At 66.3% G+C, this 14,672-nt stretch carries 14 protein-coding genes; 4 read left to right on the forward strand and 10 right to left on the reverse strand.

Features of this window, described 5'->3' with window-relative positions; translation table 11 throughout:
- Positions 1 to 53: 53 nt before the first annotated feature.
- Entirely contained in the window at positions 54 to 917 is an 864-nt protein-coding gene (locus N0B71_RS22060) for an AraC family transcriptional regulator (protein WP_259759652.1), read from the forward strand.
- A gap of 104 nt (positions 918 to 1,021) precedes the next feature.
- On the opposite strand, the gene N0B71_RS22065 is transcribed toward N0B71_RS22060, so the two are convergent.
- The 10 genes from N0B71_RS22065 to N0B71_RS22110 form a co-directional block, all read right to left on the reverse strand.
- Positions 1,022 to 2,395 carry an LLM class flavin-dependent oxidoreductase gene (locus N0B71_RS22065; RefSeq protein ID WP_259754913.1) on the reverse strand — a complete coding sequence of 458 codons (1,374 nt, stop codon included), beginning with the start codon at positions 2,393 to 2,395 and terminating at the stop codon, positions 1,022 to 1,024.
- A 41-nt stretch (positions 2,396 to 2,436) separates the two neighbouring features.
- Positions 2,437 to 3,276 (reverse strand): amino acid ABC transporter permease, encoded by an 840-nt coding sequence (locus N0B71_RS22070; protein ID WP_259754914.1) that lies wholly within the window; start codon positions 3,274 to 3,276, stop codon positions 2,437 to 2,439.
- Positions 3,273 to 4,091, reverse strand: coding sequence for a transporter substrate-binding domain-containing protein (locus N0B71_RS22075; protein WP_259754916.1), 819 nt, complete (start codon positions 4,089 to 4,091; stop codon positions 3,273 to 3,275). Before N0B71_RS22075 ends, N0B71_RS22070 begins: the two co-directional genes overlap by 4 nt.
- Before the next feature lie 177 nt (positions 4,092 to 4,268).
- Positions 4,269 to 5,636, reverse strand: coding sequence for a sensor histidine kinase (locus N0B71_RS22080; RefSeq protein WP_259754917.1), 1,368 nt, complete (start codon positions 5,634 to 5,636; stop codon positions 4,269 to 4,271).
- On the reverse strand, positions 5,633 to 6,295 hold the full coding sequence (locus N0B71_RS22085) for a response regulator (protein WP_259754919.1): 663 nt from the start codon (positions 6,293 to 6,295) through the stop codon (positions 5,633 to 5,635). The genes N0B71_RS22080 and N0B71_RS22085 overlap by 4 nt, the downstream gene beginning before the upstream one ends.
- Positions 6,296 to 6,297: 2 nt before the next feature.
- On the reverse strand, positions 6,298 to 6,939 hold the full coding sequence (locus N0B71_RS22090) for a tetratricopeptide repeat protein (protein WP_259754920.1): 642 nt from the start codon (positions 6,937 to 6,939) through the stop codon (positions 6,298 to 6,300).
- Positions 6,936 to 7,742, reverse strand: a complete 807-nt coding sequence (locus N0B71_RS22095; RefSeq protein ID WP_259754922.1) for an SDR family oxidoreductase — start codon at positions 7,740 to 7,742, stop codon at positions 6,936 to 6,938. The genes N0B71_RS22090 and N0B71_RS22095 overlap by 4 nt, the downstream gene beginning before the upstream one ends.
- The gene (locus N0B71_RS22100; RefSeq protein WP_259754924.1) at positions 7,729 to 8,409 is read right to left on the reverse strand and encodes a TenA family transcriptional regulator; all 681 of its coding nucleotides are present in this window, start codon (positions 8,407 to 8,409) and stop codon (positions 7,729 to 7,731) included. Before N0B71_RS22100 ends, N0B71_RS22095 begins: the two co-directional genes overlap by 14 nt.
- 8 nt (positions 8,410 to 8,417) lie before the next feature.
- Positions 8,418 to 9,884: an AMP-binding protein gene (locus N0B71_RS22105; RefSeq protein ID WP_259754926.1), complete on the reverse strand. Its 1,467-nt coding sequence runs from the start codon at positions 9,882 to 9,884 to the stop codon at positions 8,418 to 8,420.
- Entirely contained in the window at positions 9,874 to 10,569 is a 696-nt protein-coding gene (locus tag N0B71_RS22110) for a thermostable hemolysin (protein WP_259754927.1), read from the reverse strand. The genes N0B71_RS22105 and N0B71_RS22110 overlap by 11 nt, the downstream gene beginning before the upstream one ends.
- Positions 10,570 to 10,923: 354 nt before the next feature.
- Between N0B71_RS22110 and N0B71_RS22115 the strand changes: the two genes are divergently transcribed.
- From N0B71_RS22115 to N0B71_RS22125, 3 genes are all read left to right on the forward strand, one after another.
- Positions 10,924 to 11,949, forward strand: coding sequence for an ATP-grasp domain-containing protein (locus N0B71_RS22115; RefSeq protein ID WP_259754928.1), 1,026 nt, complete (start codon positions 10,924 to 10,926; stop codon positions 11,947 to 11,949).
- 185 nt (positions 11,950 to 12,134) lie between these two features.
- On the forward strand, positions 12,135 to 13,733 hold the full coding sequence (locus N0B71_RS22120; RefSeq protein ID WP_259754929.1) for a response regulator: 1,599 nt from the start codon (positions 12,135 to 12,137) through the stop codon (positions 13,731 to 13,733).
- Positions 13,734 to 13,838: 105 nt separating this feature from the next.
- Entirely contained in the window at positions 13,839 to 14,669 is an 831-nt protein-coding gene (locus N0B71_RS22125) for a hypothetical protein (protein ID WP_259754930.1), read from the forward strand.
- Positions 14,670 to 14,672: the final 3 nt, after the last annotated feature.

Here is a 14,672-nt window from a genome sequence, read left to right on the forward strand (position 1 = left end):
AGCGCGGGGTGGGAGAACCTGTCGTCGACCGCATAACCAGGAGCGCCAACCCGGTGCCTGCTATTTCGACTGCCTACGCCAAACGCTTCGACGCCGTGCTTGCCTACATCGATGCCCACCTGGAGGGTGACCTTTCGGTGCGGACCTTGAGCGAGGTGGCGCATTTCTCGGTGTTTCACTTCCATCGGCAATTCACCGGCTATGTCGGCGTGCCGGTTGCGCGTTATGTGCAACTGATGCGCCTGCGGCGCGCGGCGCATCGCCTGGCTTCCGGCGCGCCCTGCACGGTGCTGGAGGCCTCGCTCGATGCAGGCTTCGACAGCCCCGAGGCATTCAGCCGGGCGTTTCGACGGGACTTTGGCATGGCGCCCAGTGCCTTCCGGCAGCAGCCGAACTGGCAGACCTGGCATGCGGTTTTCGACATTCCCCATTTTTCCAGGAGCATCACCATGCAGGTAAGTATCGTCGATTTCCCCGAAGTCCGGGTTGCAGCCCTCCAGCACTGCGGCTCGCCCGCATCGCTCGATGCGAGCGTGCGCCAGTTCATCCAGTGGCGCATGGGCAGCGGGCAATCGCCGGTCGGCGCGAGCCGCACCTTCGGCATTCCCTACGGCAACCCCGACACCACGCCGGCGGACGACTTCCGCTTCGATATCTGCGGCGAGATCAGCGAGGCCGTGGCGCCGAACGACCAGGGCGTCCGCGAGCTGGTCATTCCCGGCGGCCGCTGCGTGGTGGTGCGCCACGTCGGCTCGCCGGATCACATCGGCGAAAGCATCTATCCGATCTATCGCGACTGGCTGCCCGTCAGCAACGAAGAGCTTCGCGACCATCCGCTGTTCTTCCACTACCTGAGCGTCTTCCCGGAGACGCCCCTGGACCAGTGGCAGACGGACGTCTATATCCCGCTGCAATAGCAGGCTACGGCCTTGCCGCCGTCCGGAACCTTCGTGACGGCGGCACGGGCCGCGCTGAGCGTTCCAGCTGGGCGCCGCGTGCTGTTCGAAAGCAGCGCCCTGCCTCATTCAAAGCGGAAGGACGCTCCGTAGGCGCTCTGTGGCAGACGATCACTGCGATCGGCACGCAGGCGGGAGCGGAAGGTCCCGCTTTGCGCCTGGGTGCGATAGAGGCCGCGCTTCTGCAGTTCGGGTATCACCAGTTCGGCGAAGTCGTCGAAGGTGCCGGGGCTGACCAGTGGATTGAGCATGTAGCCGCTCGTGCCGGAGAGGCGGGCGTGCTCTTCGATGCGGTCGGCTACCTGCTCCGGCGTGCCCACCAGGATCAGGTCGGTCCCACGGGTCACCTGGGCGAAGCGCTTGCGCACATCGCCGGCGGTCAGCGGCTGGCCGCTGCCGTCGGGGCGCATGACGTAGGACGTCAGCCCCTGGGTCTCGGTGGTCAGCGGTTCATTGTCGGCGTAGCGGTCGAGATCGATGCCGGTGTCGCCGGCATAGCTCACCAACTGCGCCTGCAGGTGATAGTTGCTCTGCAACTGGTCGTACTTCTTCTGCGCCTCGATGGCCGTGCGGGCGGTGACGATGCGCAGCACGGTGAGCGACTTGATGTCGTCCTGCGCCCGCCCACGTGCCTGCGCCTGCGCCCAGATGTCCTCGAGACCGGCGCGGATTTCCTCCGGGCGCGACTTGGCGATGAAGATCAGTTCGGCGTGCTTGGCGGCAAAGGCGCGGCCGCGCTCGGACCAGCCCGCCTGGATCAGCACCGGCGTGCGCTGCGGGGAGGGCGCGCAGAGGTGGGCGCCCTGCACCCGATAGTGCTCGCCATGGTGTTCGATGGGGCGGACGCGGTCGCCACGGGCGTAGGTCTGCCCGTGCTTGTCGGCCACCAGGGCGTCGTCCGCCCAGCTGCCTTCCCAGAGCTTGTACACCACATCGAGGAATTCCTCGGCACGGGCGTAGCGGTCGCCGTGGCGGATCATCTCATCGAGGCCGAAGTTGCGGGCCGCGCTGCTCAGATAGGAGGTGACGACGTTCCAGCCGACGCGGCCGTTGCTCAGGTGGTCGAGGGTGCTCAGGCGCCGGGCGTGGCTGAACGGGTGTTCGTAGGTGGTGCTGATGGTCACGCCGAAGGCCAGGCGTTCGGTCACTGCCGCGAGGGCTGGCAGATGCAGCAGCGGATCGTTGGCCGGCGCCTCCACCGCCCACTTCAGCGCGGCCTCGTGGGAGCCGCCGTAGACGTCATACAGCCCGAGCACGTCGGCGAAGAACAGCATGTCGAGGTTGGCCTGTTCGGCGCTGCGCGCCAGGTCGGTCCAGTAGCCAAGGGTGTTGATGCGCAGACGCTCGTCGGCCGGGTGGGTCCAGAGGCTGGGCGCGCCACCACAGCCGACGCTGGCTTGTTCATAGAGCGCAAAGAGCAGAGGTTTGGGGTCGGACATGCGGGTTTCCAGAAGAGCGATGGTCGAAGGCGCGCGCGAATTCAGCGGCGTGTGTCGTAGGCGCGGCCGTAATGGCGCTCCAGTCGGGCCTGGATCAGCTCCAGGCCGATGGACATCAGCCAGTAGAGCAGGGCGGCGGCACTGAGCATTTCGATGTAGCGGTAGGAGGCGCGGCCGTAGGACTGTGCGAGGAACATCACCTCCCAGACGCCCATCACCGACACCAGCGACGAATCCTTGAGCATCGAGATGAACTGGTTGGTCGTCGGCGGAATGATGGTGCGCATGGCCTGCGGCAGGACGATGCGCCAGAAGGTCAGGGTGCGGTTCATGCCCAGCGCAGCCGCAGCTTCGCGCTGTCCCTGCGGTACACCGATGATGCCCGCGCGGAAGATCTCGCTCAGATAGGCCCCGTAGTTCAGCGAGAGCGCCAGGATGCCCGCGCTGATGGCACCCGGCACCACCCCCAGCTGGGGCAGGCCCAGGTAGATCAGCAGTATCTGGATCAGCAGCGGCGTGCCGCGGAAGAACGACGCGTAGAAGCTGGCCACGCCGAAGGCGACGGCGCTGCTCGACAGGCGGGCCAGCGCCGTGAGGAAACCCAGCAGCAACGAAACCCAGATCGAGCAGAAGCTGAGGAACAGCGTGAGCGCCGCGCCCTGGAGGAACCCGTTGGGGGCGAGGTTGATGCCCACCAGGTTGCGCCACTTGTCGAGGATGATCGCAAGCTTGAGGTCGAAGCTCAGGAAAAACGCCACGCACAGGAGCAGCATGACCGCCCAGGTCAGGTAGAGCCGGGTACGGAAGCCGAACAGGCGCGCCAGCAGCGGTTCTGCCGGCGCGTCGCGGAGTCGGGAGGGGGGAGTCTGGAACGCGCTCATTGGGTGATGTCTGAACCGATCCATTTGTTCGAGATGCGGGCGAGCGTGCCGTCCTGGCGCAACTGGCCGATGATCTCGGTGACCTTGGCGTTCCACTGCGGGTCGCCTTTCTCGATGGCCACCACGTTGGGCTCACCATAGAGCGGCTGGCCGACAATCTTGAAGCGCGGGTCCTGGGCGATCCGTTCGCGGGCCGTCACCAGGTTGGTGACCATGGCGTCCAGGCGCACGCCGCCACCCAGGGCAAGGTCCTGGAAGGCGACGGTTTCGTTGTCGTAGGGCGCGATCTCGACCTGCTCGAAGGGGTAGCTCAGCGGCTTGTCTTCCGCGCCCTCGATGACCAGGTCCTTGCGCAGGTAGCTCTCGTAGGTGGAAGCGCTGATCACGCCGACTTTCTTGCCGTCCAGGTCCTTGGCCGAGTTGATGCGCGAGTCCTTGGCATTGACCACGACCACCGCCGGCGACTCGTAGTACTTCACCGGGAAGTCGAATACCTGGGCGCGCGCCTGGCTGGGGGTCATGGAGCACACGCACAGGTCGTACCGGCCGCTCCAGTGGCCGGCGGCGATCACGTCCCAGGACGGTGTTTCCAGGCGAAGCTTGACGCCCAGGCGCTCCGCCACCGCCTTGGCAATGTCGACGTCGAAGCCGTCGAGCTGGTTCTGGTCATTGAGGAAGGAAAACGGCGGGTAGTTCTCCATCAGTACGCCCACCAGTTCGCCCTGGTGCTGGATACGATCGAGGGTGGTGCCGGCGACGGCGGATGCGCAACTGGCGGCCAGCGCCAGGCCGAGAAGGGTGAGGGGAAGTTTCAACGTAGGCTCCGGATGGGCGGGGATTGCGCAAGATTAGAACGACATAAAAAATATTTTTCTAATATCTTTATGGAATTTATCGTTCCGTTAGCGCTATATCGTCCCGCTGCCCTCAAGGTCGGCGCCATGACCACATGCGTCCGCGAATGCACTCGCGAGTGGCGCGAGCAGCACAGCTCAGGACCCCGGCGTCACCCGGAGGGTGGCGCGCAGCCCGCCCGCGGGCAGGTTGGTCAACTGCACGCTGCCGCCGAGCCGCTCCATGATCATCGCCACGATGGACAGGCCCAGCCCGGCGCCGTTCTCGGAGCCCTTGCTGTAGAAACGCTCGAAAACCCGATCGAGGTCCTGCTCGTCGATCCCGGGCCCCTGGTCGTCGACGCTGAGGACGAAGACGGCGCCTTCGCGTTGCAGCGTGACGCTGATGCGTCCCCCGGCAGGCGAGTGGTTCGCTGCGTTCGCTACCAGGTTCTGCAGGGCAATGCCCAGGGCGCCCGCGTCGCTTTGCAGCCGGTAGCTGCCCTCGGCGATGTCCAGCGAGGGCTCCAGGCCCTGGTCGAGGATCCAGGGCGTCATTTCCGCCAGGGTTTCCGTGGCGACCGCGGCCAGATCGACCGCCTGCCAATGGCGCTGCCCGAGGCGCGGCTCGATGCGCGCCATGGTCAGCAACTGGTTGACCACCCGGCTCAGGCGGTCGACGCCGCCCACCAGGAACCCCAGGGCCTTGTCGCGCTCGGCGGCGCTCTTCGCTTCCAGGGCGTTCTGCGCATGCAGGCGGAGGATCGCCAGGGGCGTGCGCATCTCGTGGGCGGCGTCGGCGATGAAGCGGTGCTCCCGGTGCAGCAGATCGTCGATCTGTCCCAGCAGGCGGTTGAGCGCTGCCTGCATGGGTTCCAGCTCCCGAGGCAGCGGTACCAGCTGCAGCGGCTCCAGCGACTCGGCATGCCGCGCGCGGATGACCCGCGTCATGTTCTGCAGCGGTTGCAGCCCCCAGCCGATGGCCAGCCACACCAGCAACGCCAGCGCAAGGCTGCCGATCAGGAAGGGAAACAGGGTGTGGCGAACGATACGGCCGATGAGGTCGTCGCGCACGTCGTTGCGCTCACCGACCCAGATCACCAGCTGCCGCTCCGGCGCCGGAAGCACGAAGCTGCGCCATTGCTGCTCGCCAACCTGGATGTTGGAGAAGCCCGGCTCGCTGATCGGGCGCGTGAAGCTCGGGGCGCTGGCCGTGTGCACCAGCACTTCGCCGTTGATGCGCCATACCTGGAAGGCGAGTTTGCTCTCATAGGGGTGGCCGCCCCGATCCTTGCCCGCCTGGTTCAGCGCGTCGTTGAACGCGAGATACAGGGCATGGCGATCCCTGTCGTCCAGCGGCATGCTCATCACGCCCTGCAGGAGCCGGGCGTTCTGCGCCAGGTGCGCGTCGTAGATCTCGTCGATCTCGTGGCTGCTGTCGTGGTAGTTGTAGAGCGCGAGCAGGCTGGTACCGACCAGCAACAGCAGCATGACCCGCCAGAGCGTGCGCTGGCGCAGCGAACTCATGCCTTGCCTTCCACCAGGTAGCCGATCCCGCGGACGGTGCGGATCAGGTCGTTGAAGAGCTTCTTGCGCAGGTGGTAGACGTTCACTTCCAGCGTGTTGCTCTCGGGTTCTTCATCCCATCCGTAGAGAAGCTGGGTCAGGCGCTCGCGCGTGAAGACCTTGCCTGGCTGGGAGAGCAGTTCGTGAAGCAGGCGATACTCTTTGGGCGTCAGGATGACGGGATGCCCCTGGTAGCTGACCTGCCGGGTAGTCGGGTCGAGGGTCACCCCGGCGTGTTCGATCACCACCTTGGCGCGCCCGGCGCTGCGGCGCAGCAGGGCCCGCAGGCGAGCCTTCAGTTCGTTGAGGTCGAACGGCTTGACCAGGTAATCGTCGGCGCCGGCATCCAGGCCGGCGATGCGGTCATCGGTGGCATCCCGCGCGGTGAGGATCAGCACGGGCACCGCGTCGCCCGCCGCGCGCAGTCGCCGCAGCACCTCGATGCCGTCCAGGCGGGGAAGCCCAAGGTCCAGTACGACCAGATCGAACGTCTCCTGCTGCAAGGCGTGCCATGCGCTTGCGCCATCCTGCAGCCAGTCGATGGTGTAGCCCTCCTGGCGCAATCCGGTGCAGATACCTTCTCCCAGAGCGGGATCGTCTTCGACCACCAGCAGCCGCATGCTCAGTCCTGCTTGTCCTTGATGGTCTTGAGTAAAGCATCGATTTCGCCGCGGCGACCCTGATCGGCCACTTCGCGCCCGGGCCGTGGCGGTGCCTGGAGCGCCTTCTGCAAGGCGGCGCGCGCCTCGGCGTAATGCCCCTGGCGATAGAGGTGGTCTCCCCAGAAGTAATTGCTGTCGATACCGTCGGGGTTCAATTGCAGCGCCTTGCGCAGCAGGCCGTCGGCCTTGTCCGAATCGCCGAATCCGATCGGCCAGCCCGGTACCCGGTCATACAGCGCACCGAGGCTGGTATAGGCCGAGCCCTGAAGTGCGCTCGGATCGAGCGCCAGGGCCTTCTCCAGGCTTGCGCGGGCGGCCTTCACCTTGCCCAGCGCACCCAGCCCACCGGTGGCGCCGGCCCAACTGCTGGTGACGATGCCGCTCCAGATCCAGGCTTCCGCGGCCTGGGGCTGCTCGCGTGTGAAGGCTTCCGCGTCGCTCGCCAGCTTTTCGAAGGCGGCCGCGCGCTGTGCCTCGGGCAACCGGTACTGGATCTGCGCCCAGCGCTGCTGGATCGCGCCAAGCTGCTGGCTGCCCGCCGGGTCCAGTGCCCAGGTCAGTGGCGAGAGGGCCAGCAGGCTGGCGAGTATCAGGCGCTTCATTTGCTCTGCTCCTTGGCGTTGGCATCGCTGTAGCGGCGGATCAGTGGCAGCTGCTTGCGCAAGGCGCGGTCGACCAGCCCGGGCAGCATGCCATTGAGGCGTACGAAGAGCTTTTCCGGCCAGCCCAGGTACAACTCGCTGCGCTGGCTCTGCACGGCCGCGAGCACGGCCCGCGCGACGTCGACCGGGTCATCCATGCCCACCTTCAGCGCCTGGTTGAGCGCGTTGGCGGCGGAGGTGTTCATCGCGGTGCGGGTGGCGCGCGGGGCGGCGTAGAGCACGTCGACCGTGGTGTCGGCCAATTCGCGCCGAAGCGCTTCGGAGAATCCGCGCAGGGCGAACTTGCTGGCGCTGTAGGTGGCGTACCCCGGATAGCCGATGGAGCCGTAGATGGAGCCGACGTTCACCACCAGCGCATGGGGCTGCTCGCGCAGCAACGGCAGCAACAGGCGAGTCAGTTGCAGCGGGGCCTTGATGTTGAGATCCAGCAGGTCGTCCAGGGTGTCCTCGTCGATCTGCTCCAGCAGGGCGAAGCGGTTCACGCCTGCGGCGTTGATCAGCACGTTCACACCACCCATGGCCCCGGCGGCGGTGACCACGTCCTGCCGCCCACTGCGGGTCCGCAGGTCGGCACACTGCCAGCGAAGCTGTTCGGGGTAGCGCTTCATGAGTGCCGCCAGGCCACCTATCTGCCGGTTGACCGCCAGCACCCGCGCGCCGCCTGCGCAGAGCTGGCTGGCCAGCTCCAGGCCGATGCCGCCGCTGGCGCCGGTCAACACCACAAATGACTCAGGCAAGCGCATGCTGCACCTCGAGCTGGTGGGCTCGCGGCAGGCCGCGGAACATCTCGGTGTAGAGTTGGTAGACGACCTTGGCGGAATGAATCACCGCCTCCTGGTCTTCCGGGCGATCCAGACGGTTCATCAACCCGCGATAAGTCGCCATGTGGTCCTGGTCCAGCGCGCCATGGGAGCTCAGGTAGCTGAACGCGTTCGGCGGCAGGCCCAGCCCCTGCTGGATGCTGCCGGCGGCCTGCGTGGCGAGGGCGATGCTGGTACCCTCGATGACGTTGACCATGCCGAACAGCCCGACGGGATTGTCCCGGGCGATCAGGTCGTAGAGGAACGCCACCATCAGCTCGATCGGCAGGCTGGGACGGCTGTTGCGCACCTGCTCCGGGTCGCCGCCGCAGGCTGCGATGTCGTTGAGGATCCACTGCTCGTGGCCGTATTCTTCTTCGATGTACTCGCAGACCGCGCCGCGCAGCCATTCGAGCCGGCTGGGCAGGCGCGCCCCGCACGCCATCATCAGCGGAACGGTGTGGCGAACGTGGTGGTAGGCCTGGGTGAGAAAGGCGATATAACCCTCCAGGCTGACGACGCCGCCCAGGGCGTCGCGGATGACCGGAACGCTGAACAGGGCCTGGCGTTCCTGGGTGGTGGCTGATTGGAGCGTGTCGAAGAAATTCATGGCAGACCTCAGGCTGGCGAGAGTTCGGTGATGAGCGGCTGGTAGCGGCGAAGGATCTCCTCGCGCCGTGGCCGGCCGTTGCTGGTGAGGGTTCCTTCCGCCCCCCTGAAGGGGCTGGGCAGGCGTCTCCAGGCGTGCACCCGGGCGTAATCGGGCAGGCCGGCGTTGCAGTGCTGCACGGCCTGGTCGATGAGCGCGTCATTGATGCCGGGATCCAGTGGCCACAGCAGCGCGACGTTGCGCGGCAACCCCTCGCCGTGGACGAAGGCCTGGAGGATCACGCCGGTCTGGGACAGTTCGGCCTCGATCCATTCGGGATTGACGTTGCGCCCGAAGCTGGTGATGAACTGGTTTTTCTTGCGGCCCGCGAGATACAGGAAGCCGGCCGCATCGAAATGGCCGAGATCGCCGGTGGGCCACCAGTCACCTGCGAAAGCGGGCTCGCCCAGATAGCCCAACAGGGTGGACCCGCGCACCAGGACTTCGCCGTCGTCGGCAAGGCGCACCTGGACGTGGGGGAGGGGCCGGCCCACGCTCCCGGGGTGCCGATCGCCGGGGCGGTTCAGGCACACCACGGACGCACACTCGGACAGCCCGTAGCCTTCGAAGACCGGCAGCCCCATGGCTTCCGCCCGCTGCAGCAGGCTGCTCGCCACGCGCGCGCCGCCCACGGCGACAAAGCGCAGGGCGCCGACCTTCATCTGTCCGCGTTCGATGGCGGTGACCAGGCCCAGCAGGAGTTGCGGCACCAGGATCAGGCTTTCGGCACCGCTGAGGGCGATGGTCCCCAGGAAGCGCTTCCAGTCGACCTGGCTGGCGCCGCCGATCCCCATCTGCGCCTGCGGGTAGAGCGTGATGCTGGCGCCGGCCAGCAGGGCAGCATAGATGCCGAGGTTTTCCAGCAGGACGGCCAGCGGCAGCACGGCGAGATTCTTCGTCGGCCCGCAGGGGCGACTTGCCGCCTCCAGCTCCCGTGCCACGCAGAGCAGCGACGCGGCGCTCAGGCATACGCCCTTGGGCGAGCCGGTGCTGCCGGAGGTGTAGGTGACCTTGGCGGTACCTGCGGGCAGGCCAGCGTCGACCACCGCCGGCCGCTCCCAGAAGCGCTCGCCGCGGGTAAAGCCGGCGGCCCGCAGATCCTCAGCGAATCCGTCGTCGGCAAGGGCGACGGTGGCCTGGGTTTGCATCAGGCAGTGCAGACGCTGCGTGGCGCTGAAGAACGGCGGCAGGATGACGCAAGGGCGCTCGGCGAAGAGCGCGGCCAGGTCCCAGAACAGCGCTTCGGCGCCATTCTCCAGGCCCAGGACGAATGGGCCTGGGGGTTGATCGCGCAGCCACGCTTCACGCTGCTCGACTTCAGCCAGCAACTGGGCATAGCCGATGGTGCCGGTGAGCCCGCGTATGGCCGGTTGCGCGGCCCGCTCCGTGGCATGCGCGCGCAGTACGTCGCGGAAAGCGTTCACCTCATGCGGCATGGCCGGTCTCCTGCAGCAACATCGGGAAACCCATGCGCTTGTACACGCCGGTGCGTTCCAGTTCGTCGTGGCCGTAACCGATATTGCCGGCATAGACCAGCGGATGCTGGGCGTAGTAGCTGCCCCAGCTGGCCATCTCGCCGTTCAGGCGTTGCGGGTCGGCTTCGGCAATGACAGTCGGCTCCAGCCCTAGCCGGTGGAAGCTGTTGACCAGGGTGGAAGCGCCGGTGAAGGCGACCCATTGCAGACCGCGCGCAGCCAGCAGCCAGGTCACCGCCGTGATGATCACGCGCGCACTGCCTGCGCTCAACGCAGCAAGATTGCCCACCTCGACCAATTGCTCACGCGCGACAGCGCGACCGGCAAGACGCGACACCACGCCTTCCAGCGGCTCGTCGAGGTAACGTTCGAGAAACAGCGCCCCCTGGCTGGCCGGACGCATGCCGGCCGCGGCGATCAGCCGTCCATGGCTGTCCTGCAGGCCGATCAGTTCCGGTAGAAAGTGGTGGACGTCCGCGTGGTGGATGGACTCGAAGCGCGCATGGATGAAGGCTTCAAGCTCCCCACGATCGCCGTCGCCGTCGCCGTCGCCGTCGCCGTCGCGGCGCAAGGTCAGACGAGCCTGCCGCTCGATGACGGATCCAAAGTGGAATGGAAACAGTGCGCTCCATTCTTGCTGGGTCATGGATGATCCCCCCGGGGTCGTTCGATGAGGGGGAGTATCAGCGGCGAATCTGAACGTAGTCTGAAGTGGCGGTGCGCCGGCTCGGCGGAGTGAATCAGCGGCTTGCGGGCTGGCCGGTCAATCCGGCCCCGGGTGGCCACCGAGGCGGTGTCGGTGCGCTTCAGGTTCCTTTAAGGATTGCGCGCGCAGTCTGCGTATACAGCGCGGTTGAGGACGGCAGGAGTGCCAGGCTGGAAAACTCGGGTTCCTTTTGAGCCGCAGTGTGAAGGCTCAGACGGAGCCACATGAGGGTGTGAAAAGAGGGACGTCGTTGTTCTGCCCTGTTTATTGGCGTACTGCTGGCAGAGTATTCAATTGGACAGTCAACTTGGCTCGGGTCGCCCGCCGACCTACCTGGTCACCGCCATAGGCTCGCTTTGCGCCGAAGCGGTCATTCAATCGCTGCGCCGGGTGCCCCGGGCCCGGGTGATCGGTATCAACACCCTGGCACGGGAGTGGAGTGCGGCCTCGGTCCTGCTGGATGCCTTCCACCAGGTTCCACCCGCCCGCGAGATTCCCGCCTATATCGCGCGGGTGCTGGAGATCTGCCAGCTGGAGCAGGTGACCCATGTGCTGCCGTTGATCGATCTGGAGGTCGATGCCTTCAACCCGCACCGGCAGGCGTTTTCCGAGCGGGGTATCACCCTGTGCATGGCACCGCCGGAAACCGTCCGCATCAGCCGGAACAAATGGCGCGTCTACGAGTTTTTTCGGGACCACCCCGTCGTACACCCCATCCCCACCTGGCGCATGGACGATCCGGACGTGGAGCAGCTGCCATTCCCGCTACACGCCAAGCCGCGCGATGGACGAAGCAGCGAGGGGCTGGCGCGCATCCTGGATGCGGACGACCTGAGCTACCTGTGCAAGAAGCTCAGGAGCCGACCCTACGTGGTCCAGCCACTGCTCGACGGCGATGTGTGCGTCGTTGACATCGTCCGGCAGCGCAGCACCGGGCAAACCGCCGCCATGGCGCGCCAGGAACTGGTGCGAACCTCCAACGGCGCGGGGGTGACGGTGAGAATGCTGGACGAACCCATCCTGATCGATGCGGCGACGCAGGTTGCATCAGCGCTGGACCTCGATGGCTGCATCAATATCGAGTTCCTGGTCGGAGGCGACTGGCCTCTGGTGATGGACATCAACCCGCGCTTTTCTGGCGGGGTCGCCTTCAGTCATCTGTCCGGCTACGACATGGTGACCAATCACCTGCGCTGCTTCTCGGGAGAAGCGCTGGATCCCCCTGTTGTCCCGCCGCCAGTCATTCATGCCCGGCATTACGTGGAAACGACATTCGCGGTTCCCGAAGACGCGAGCGGGGCAATGCGGCGGGTAGGCTGACGCTGGTGCCAATGCCGAATGCTGCGCGGACAAGCTTATTGGCCCGATAGTGACTCGGGGAGGGACCTGCCGCCCCCGAGCGGACCGTAACGAAACCGACGTCGGCTCCACGTTGCCACCCCATCCTCCGATCACGGCTCGCCTATGCTTCTGCGCGGGACGCGCAGATTTAAGGAGAGCGGGGGATGGCAACGGTTCTGCTGGTGGATCCGACGCCCATTGTGCGCAGCGCATTGCGGGATCTGTTGGAAGGTATGGGGCACGTGGTGGCGGCGGAGGCGGAGGACGTGCTCTCCGCGTTGAGCCATTCCCGCAGGGTGCAGGTTGACCTGGTGATACTGGAACTTGCCCTGGGCGGGGCTGGCGGACTCGATCTGCTGCGCAGGCTGCGCGCACGCGAGCCGAAACAGAAGTTGCTGGTGTACAGCCGGCAGAACCCGTCGCATTTTGCGCCGCTGTGTTTTCAGGCAGGCGCCAGTGGCTTTGTCAGCAAGGATGAGGACCTGAGCGACCTGCACAGGGCGATAGTCGACGTGCTGGCCGGGCGCGCGCATTTTGCCCGCGAGCATATGCAGCCCGGGCCCGGCAACGAGCTGGAGGGGCTGACGCCGCGCGAGCTGGCCGTTCTACAGCTGATTGCAGAGGGCAACTCGAATATCCGCATTGCGGAGCAACTGCGGATCAGCTTCAAAACGGTCAGCACCTACAAGGGGCATCTTCTCGAAAAGCTGCACGTGGGCTCCAGCGTCGAGCTGGCGGAAATCGCCCGGCGCAATGGTCTGGTGGGGGATCAGCCCCCGGCTGGCGCGGTCACGCAGGACAGCTTGCCGCTGGAGCTGGGCATGCTGCGCAGCCTGGTCGACTCAGCGCCGAATCCGATGTTCGTGCGATCGATCGAGGGGCGATTGCTGTTCTGTAACCAGCGTTTCCTCGACCACTTCCGTATCACTGCCGAAGAGGCACTCGATTCCGGCCTCACCGATGCCCGCTGGTTCCCGCCGGCATTGCGCGAAACCCTCCCGGAGACATTCCGCCGGCTGGTCAATGACGGCGTACCTATCGCGGTGACCAACCGTGTCGAGATTTTCGGGGAGCCACGGGTGCTGCATTACTGGATGGTGCCGTACCGCGACCTCAACGGCAGGCTGTCCGGCATGCTCGGCGGGCTGCAGGACATCACCGCCAGCGAGGAGCACCTGCTCGAATTGCGCGACCGTGCACTGGTCGCCGAGGCGCGACTGCGCCAGCGCTCCGCGTTCTATCTCTCGTCGCTGGCCGAACTGGCGGGGCGTCTGGAGGACTTGAAGCTGCATCCCGCCACGCCCGGCCTGCCCGACCTCACGGCGCGCCTGGAGCGTTTGCGTCGCGTGTGCGCACTGGAGGAGGGGAAGGTGGCCACCTCGCCCGTGGTGGGCGACCTGCCCACGCTGATACAGCGCAGCCTGACCGGGCACTCGGCGAGCATGCTGCGCGTCCCTCGCAGCCCTGTCGGCCGCGTCCGGATCGATACGGCGGTCTTCTCGGAGTGGATCACCACCACCCTGGCGCTGTTTCGCGCCGATGCCGAGGTTCCGGTGAAAGTGCGCCTGGAACTGGCGCTGCGCGAGCATGGCCGAGTCTGGGGGTTGCTGGCGATGTCCGGCCAGACGGCCAGGGACAGCATCATCGATCGTAGCCGCGCCGAACGTCTGGCCGAGCTCATGGGGGGCAGATTCCTGTGTGAGCGTATCGACGATGACGTGAATGTGAGCCTCGAACTTGAGCTGCTTCTGGCCAGCCAGTAGCGACTATCGAATAACTCCGATGGCGTCGCCTGAAGGACTCTGAGTTCGCTCGGGCGGCCCCCTTCCTAGCATGTGCGCAACTCGTCCATTTGCGGAGTTGCCGCCATGAACCTCACCTCGAAATCCTCTCTTTCGCGCCGCTCCGGCGCCCTGTCCATGCTCGCCATTGCGCTATTGATCGGCAGCGGCGTCGCCCTTGCCGACCCGGTCGGCGCCGCGAAGCAGCCTGCCCAGCCCATGGTGCTGCTGGCCCACCAGCAACTGCTCGAAGGCGACCTCGCCGCCGCCCAGGCCCTGCTTCGCGAAGCGGCGGCCGAAGGACAGGGCGGCACCCGTGCTCTGGCGGAGCAGGCCTTCCTCGAAGATGCCAACGGCCGTCATATGCGCGCCCGGCAGTTCTACGACGCGCTCAAGGGCAGCGATCAGAGCGCCATCGTCGCCGTGCCTTCGGCGGTGAACCTGGCCGCCCTGGCTCGCTTCGACCTGGCGCGCAATGCCTTCGCCGACCTGCAGAAGCACTCATCGAATCCGCAGATCCAGGCCTATGCCGGCCTCTGGGGGCTGTGGCTCGGTGCTCGCGGCGCCAGCGATGCCGGGCTCAAGCCGGATGCCGCCAAGGCGCGGGTGCAGAAACTCGCCCGTGGCATCAAGGCCGTCACTGCCCAGCAGCACGCGCTGGTTGCCCTGTACCAGGGCAAGACCGACAGCTCGGCGGTGTTCGCCGAAATCGATGCCCTGCAGGCCCCCGACGCGGTCAAGCGTGACCTGCGCACCGAGGCAGGCCTGTTCGCCGGCGCCTATCTGGACTACGTCCGCCAGGACCCTGCAGGCGCGCTGCGCCTCTACCAGCGCGCCCTCGACCAATCCCGGCCGTCGGCCATGGAGCGCCCGCTGCTGATCCAGTCCAGCCGCGCCCTGCAACTGTCTTCCCGCTGAATT

It is taken from the genome of Pseudomonas sp. GCEP-101 (genome assembly GCF_025133575.1).
Classification (GTDB): Bacteria; Pseudomonadota; Gammaproteobacteria; order Pseudomonadales; family Pseudomonadaceae; genus Pseudomonas; species Pseudomonas nitroreducens_B.

Bases quoted from the DNA above. Each gene is read 5' to 3' on its own strand.
- N0B71_RS22065 (WP_259754913.1), bottom strand. From the start codon at position 2,395: ATGTCCGACCCCAAACCTCTGCTCTTTGCGCTCTATGAACAAGCCAGC.
- N0B71_RS22070 (WP_259754914.1), bottom strand. From the start codon at position 3,276: ATGAGCGCGTTCCAGACTCCCCCCTCCCGACTCCGCGACGCGCCGGCA.
- N0B71_RS22080 (WP_259754917.1), bottom strand. From the start codon at position 5,636: ATGAGTTCGCTGCGCCAGCGCACGCTCTGGCGGGTCATGCTGCTGTTG.
- N0B71_RS22085 (WP_259754919.1), bottom strand. From the start codon at position 6,295: ATGCGGCTGCTGGTGGTCGAAGACGATCCCGCTCTGGGAGAAGGTATC.
- N0B71_RS22090 (WP_259754920.1), bottom strand. From the start codon at position 6,939: ATGAAGCGCCTGATACTCGCCAGCCTGCTGGCCCTCTCGCCACTGACC.
- N0B71_RS22095 (WP_259754922.1), bottom strand. From the start codon at position 7,742: ATGCGCTTGCCTGAGTCATTTGTGGTGTTGACCGGCGCCAGCGGCGGC.
- N0B71_RS22100 (WP_259754924.1), bottom strand. From the start codon at position 8,409: ATGAATTTCTTCGACACGCTCCAATCAGCCACCACCCAGGAACGCCAG.
- N0B71_RS22105 (WP_259754926.1), bottom strand. From the start codon at position 9,884: ATGCCGCATGAGGTGAACGCTTTCCGCGACGTACTGCGCGCGCATGCC.
- N0B71_RS22110 (WP_259754927.1), bottom strand. From the start codon at position 10,569: ATGACCCAGCAAGAATGGAGCGCACTGTTTCCATTCCACTTTGGATCC.
- N0B71_RS22120 (WP_259754929.1), top strand. From the start codon at position 12,135: ATGGCAACGGTTCTGCTGGTGGATCCGACGCCCATTGTGCGCAGCGCA.
- N0B71_RS22125 (WP_259754930.1), top strand. From the start codon at position 13,839: ATGAACCTCACCTCGAAATCCTCTCTTTCGCGCCGCTCCGGCGCCCTG.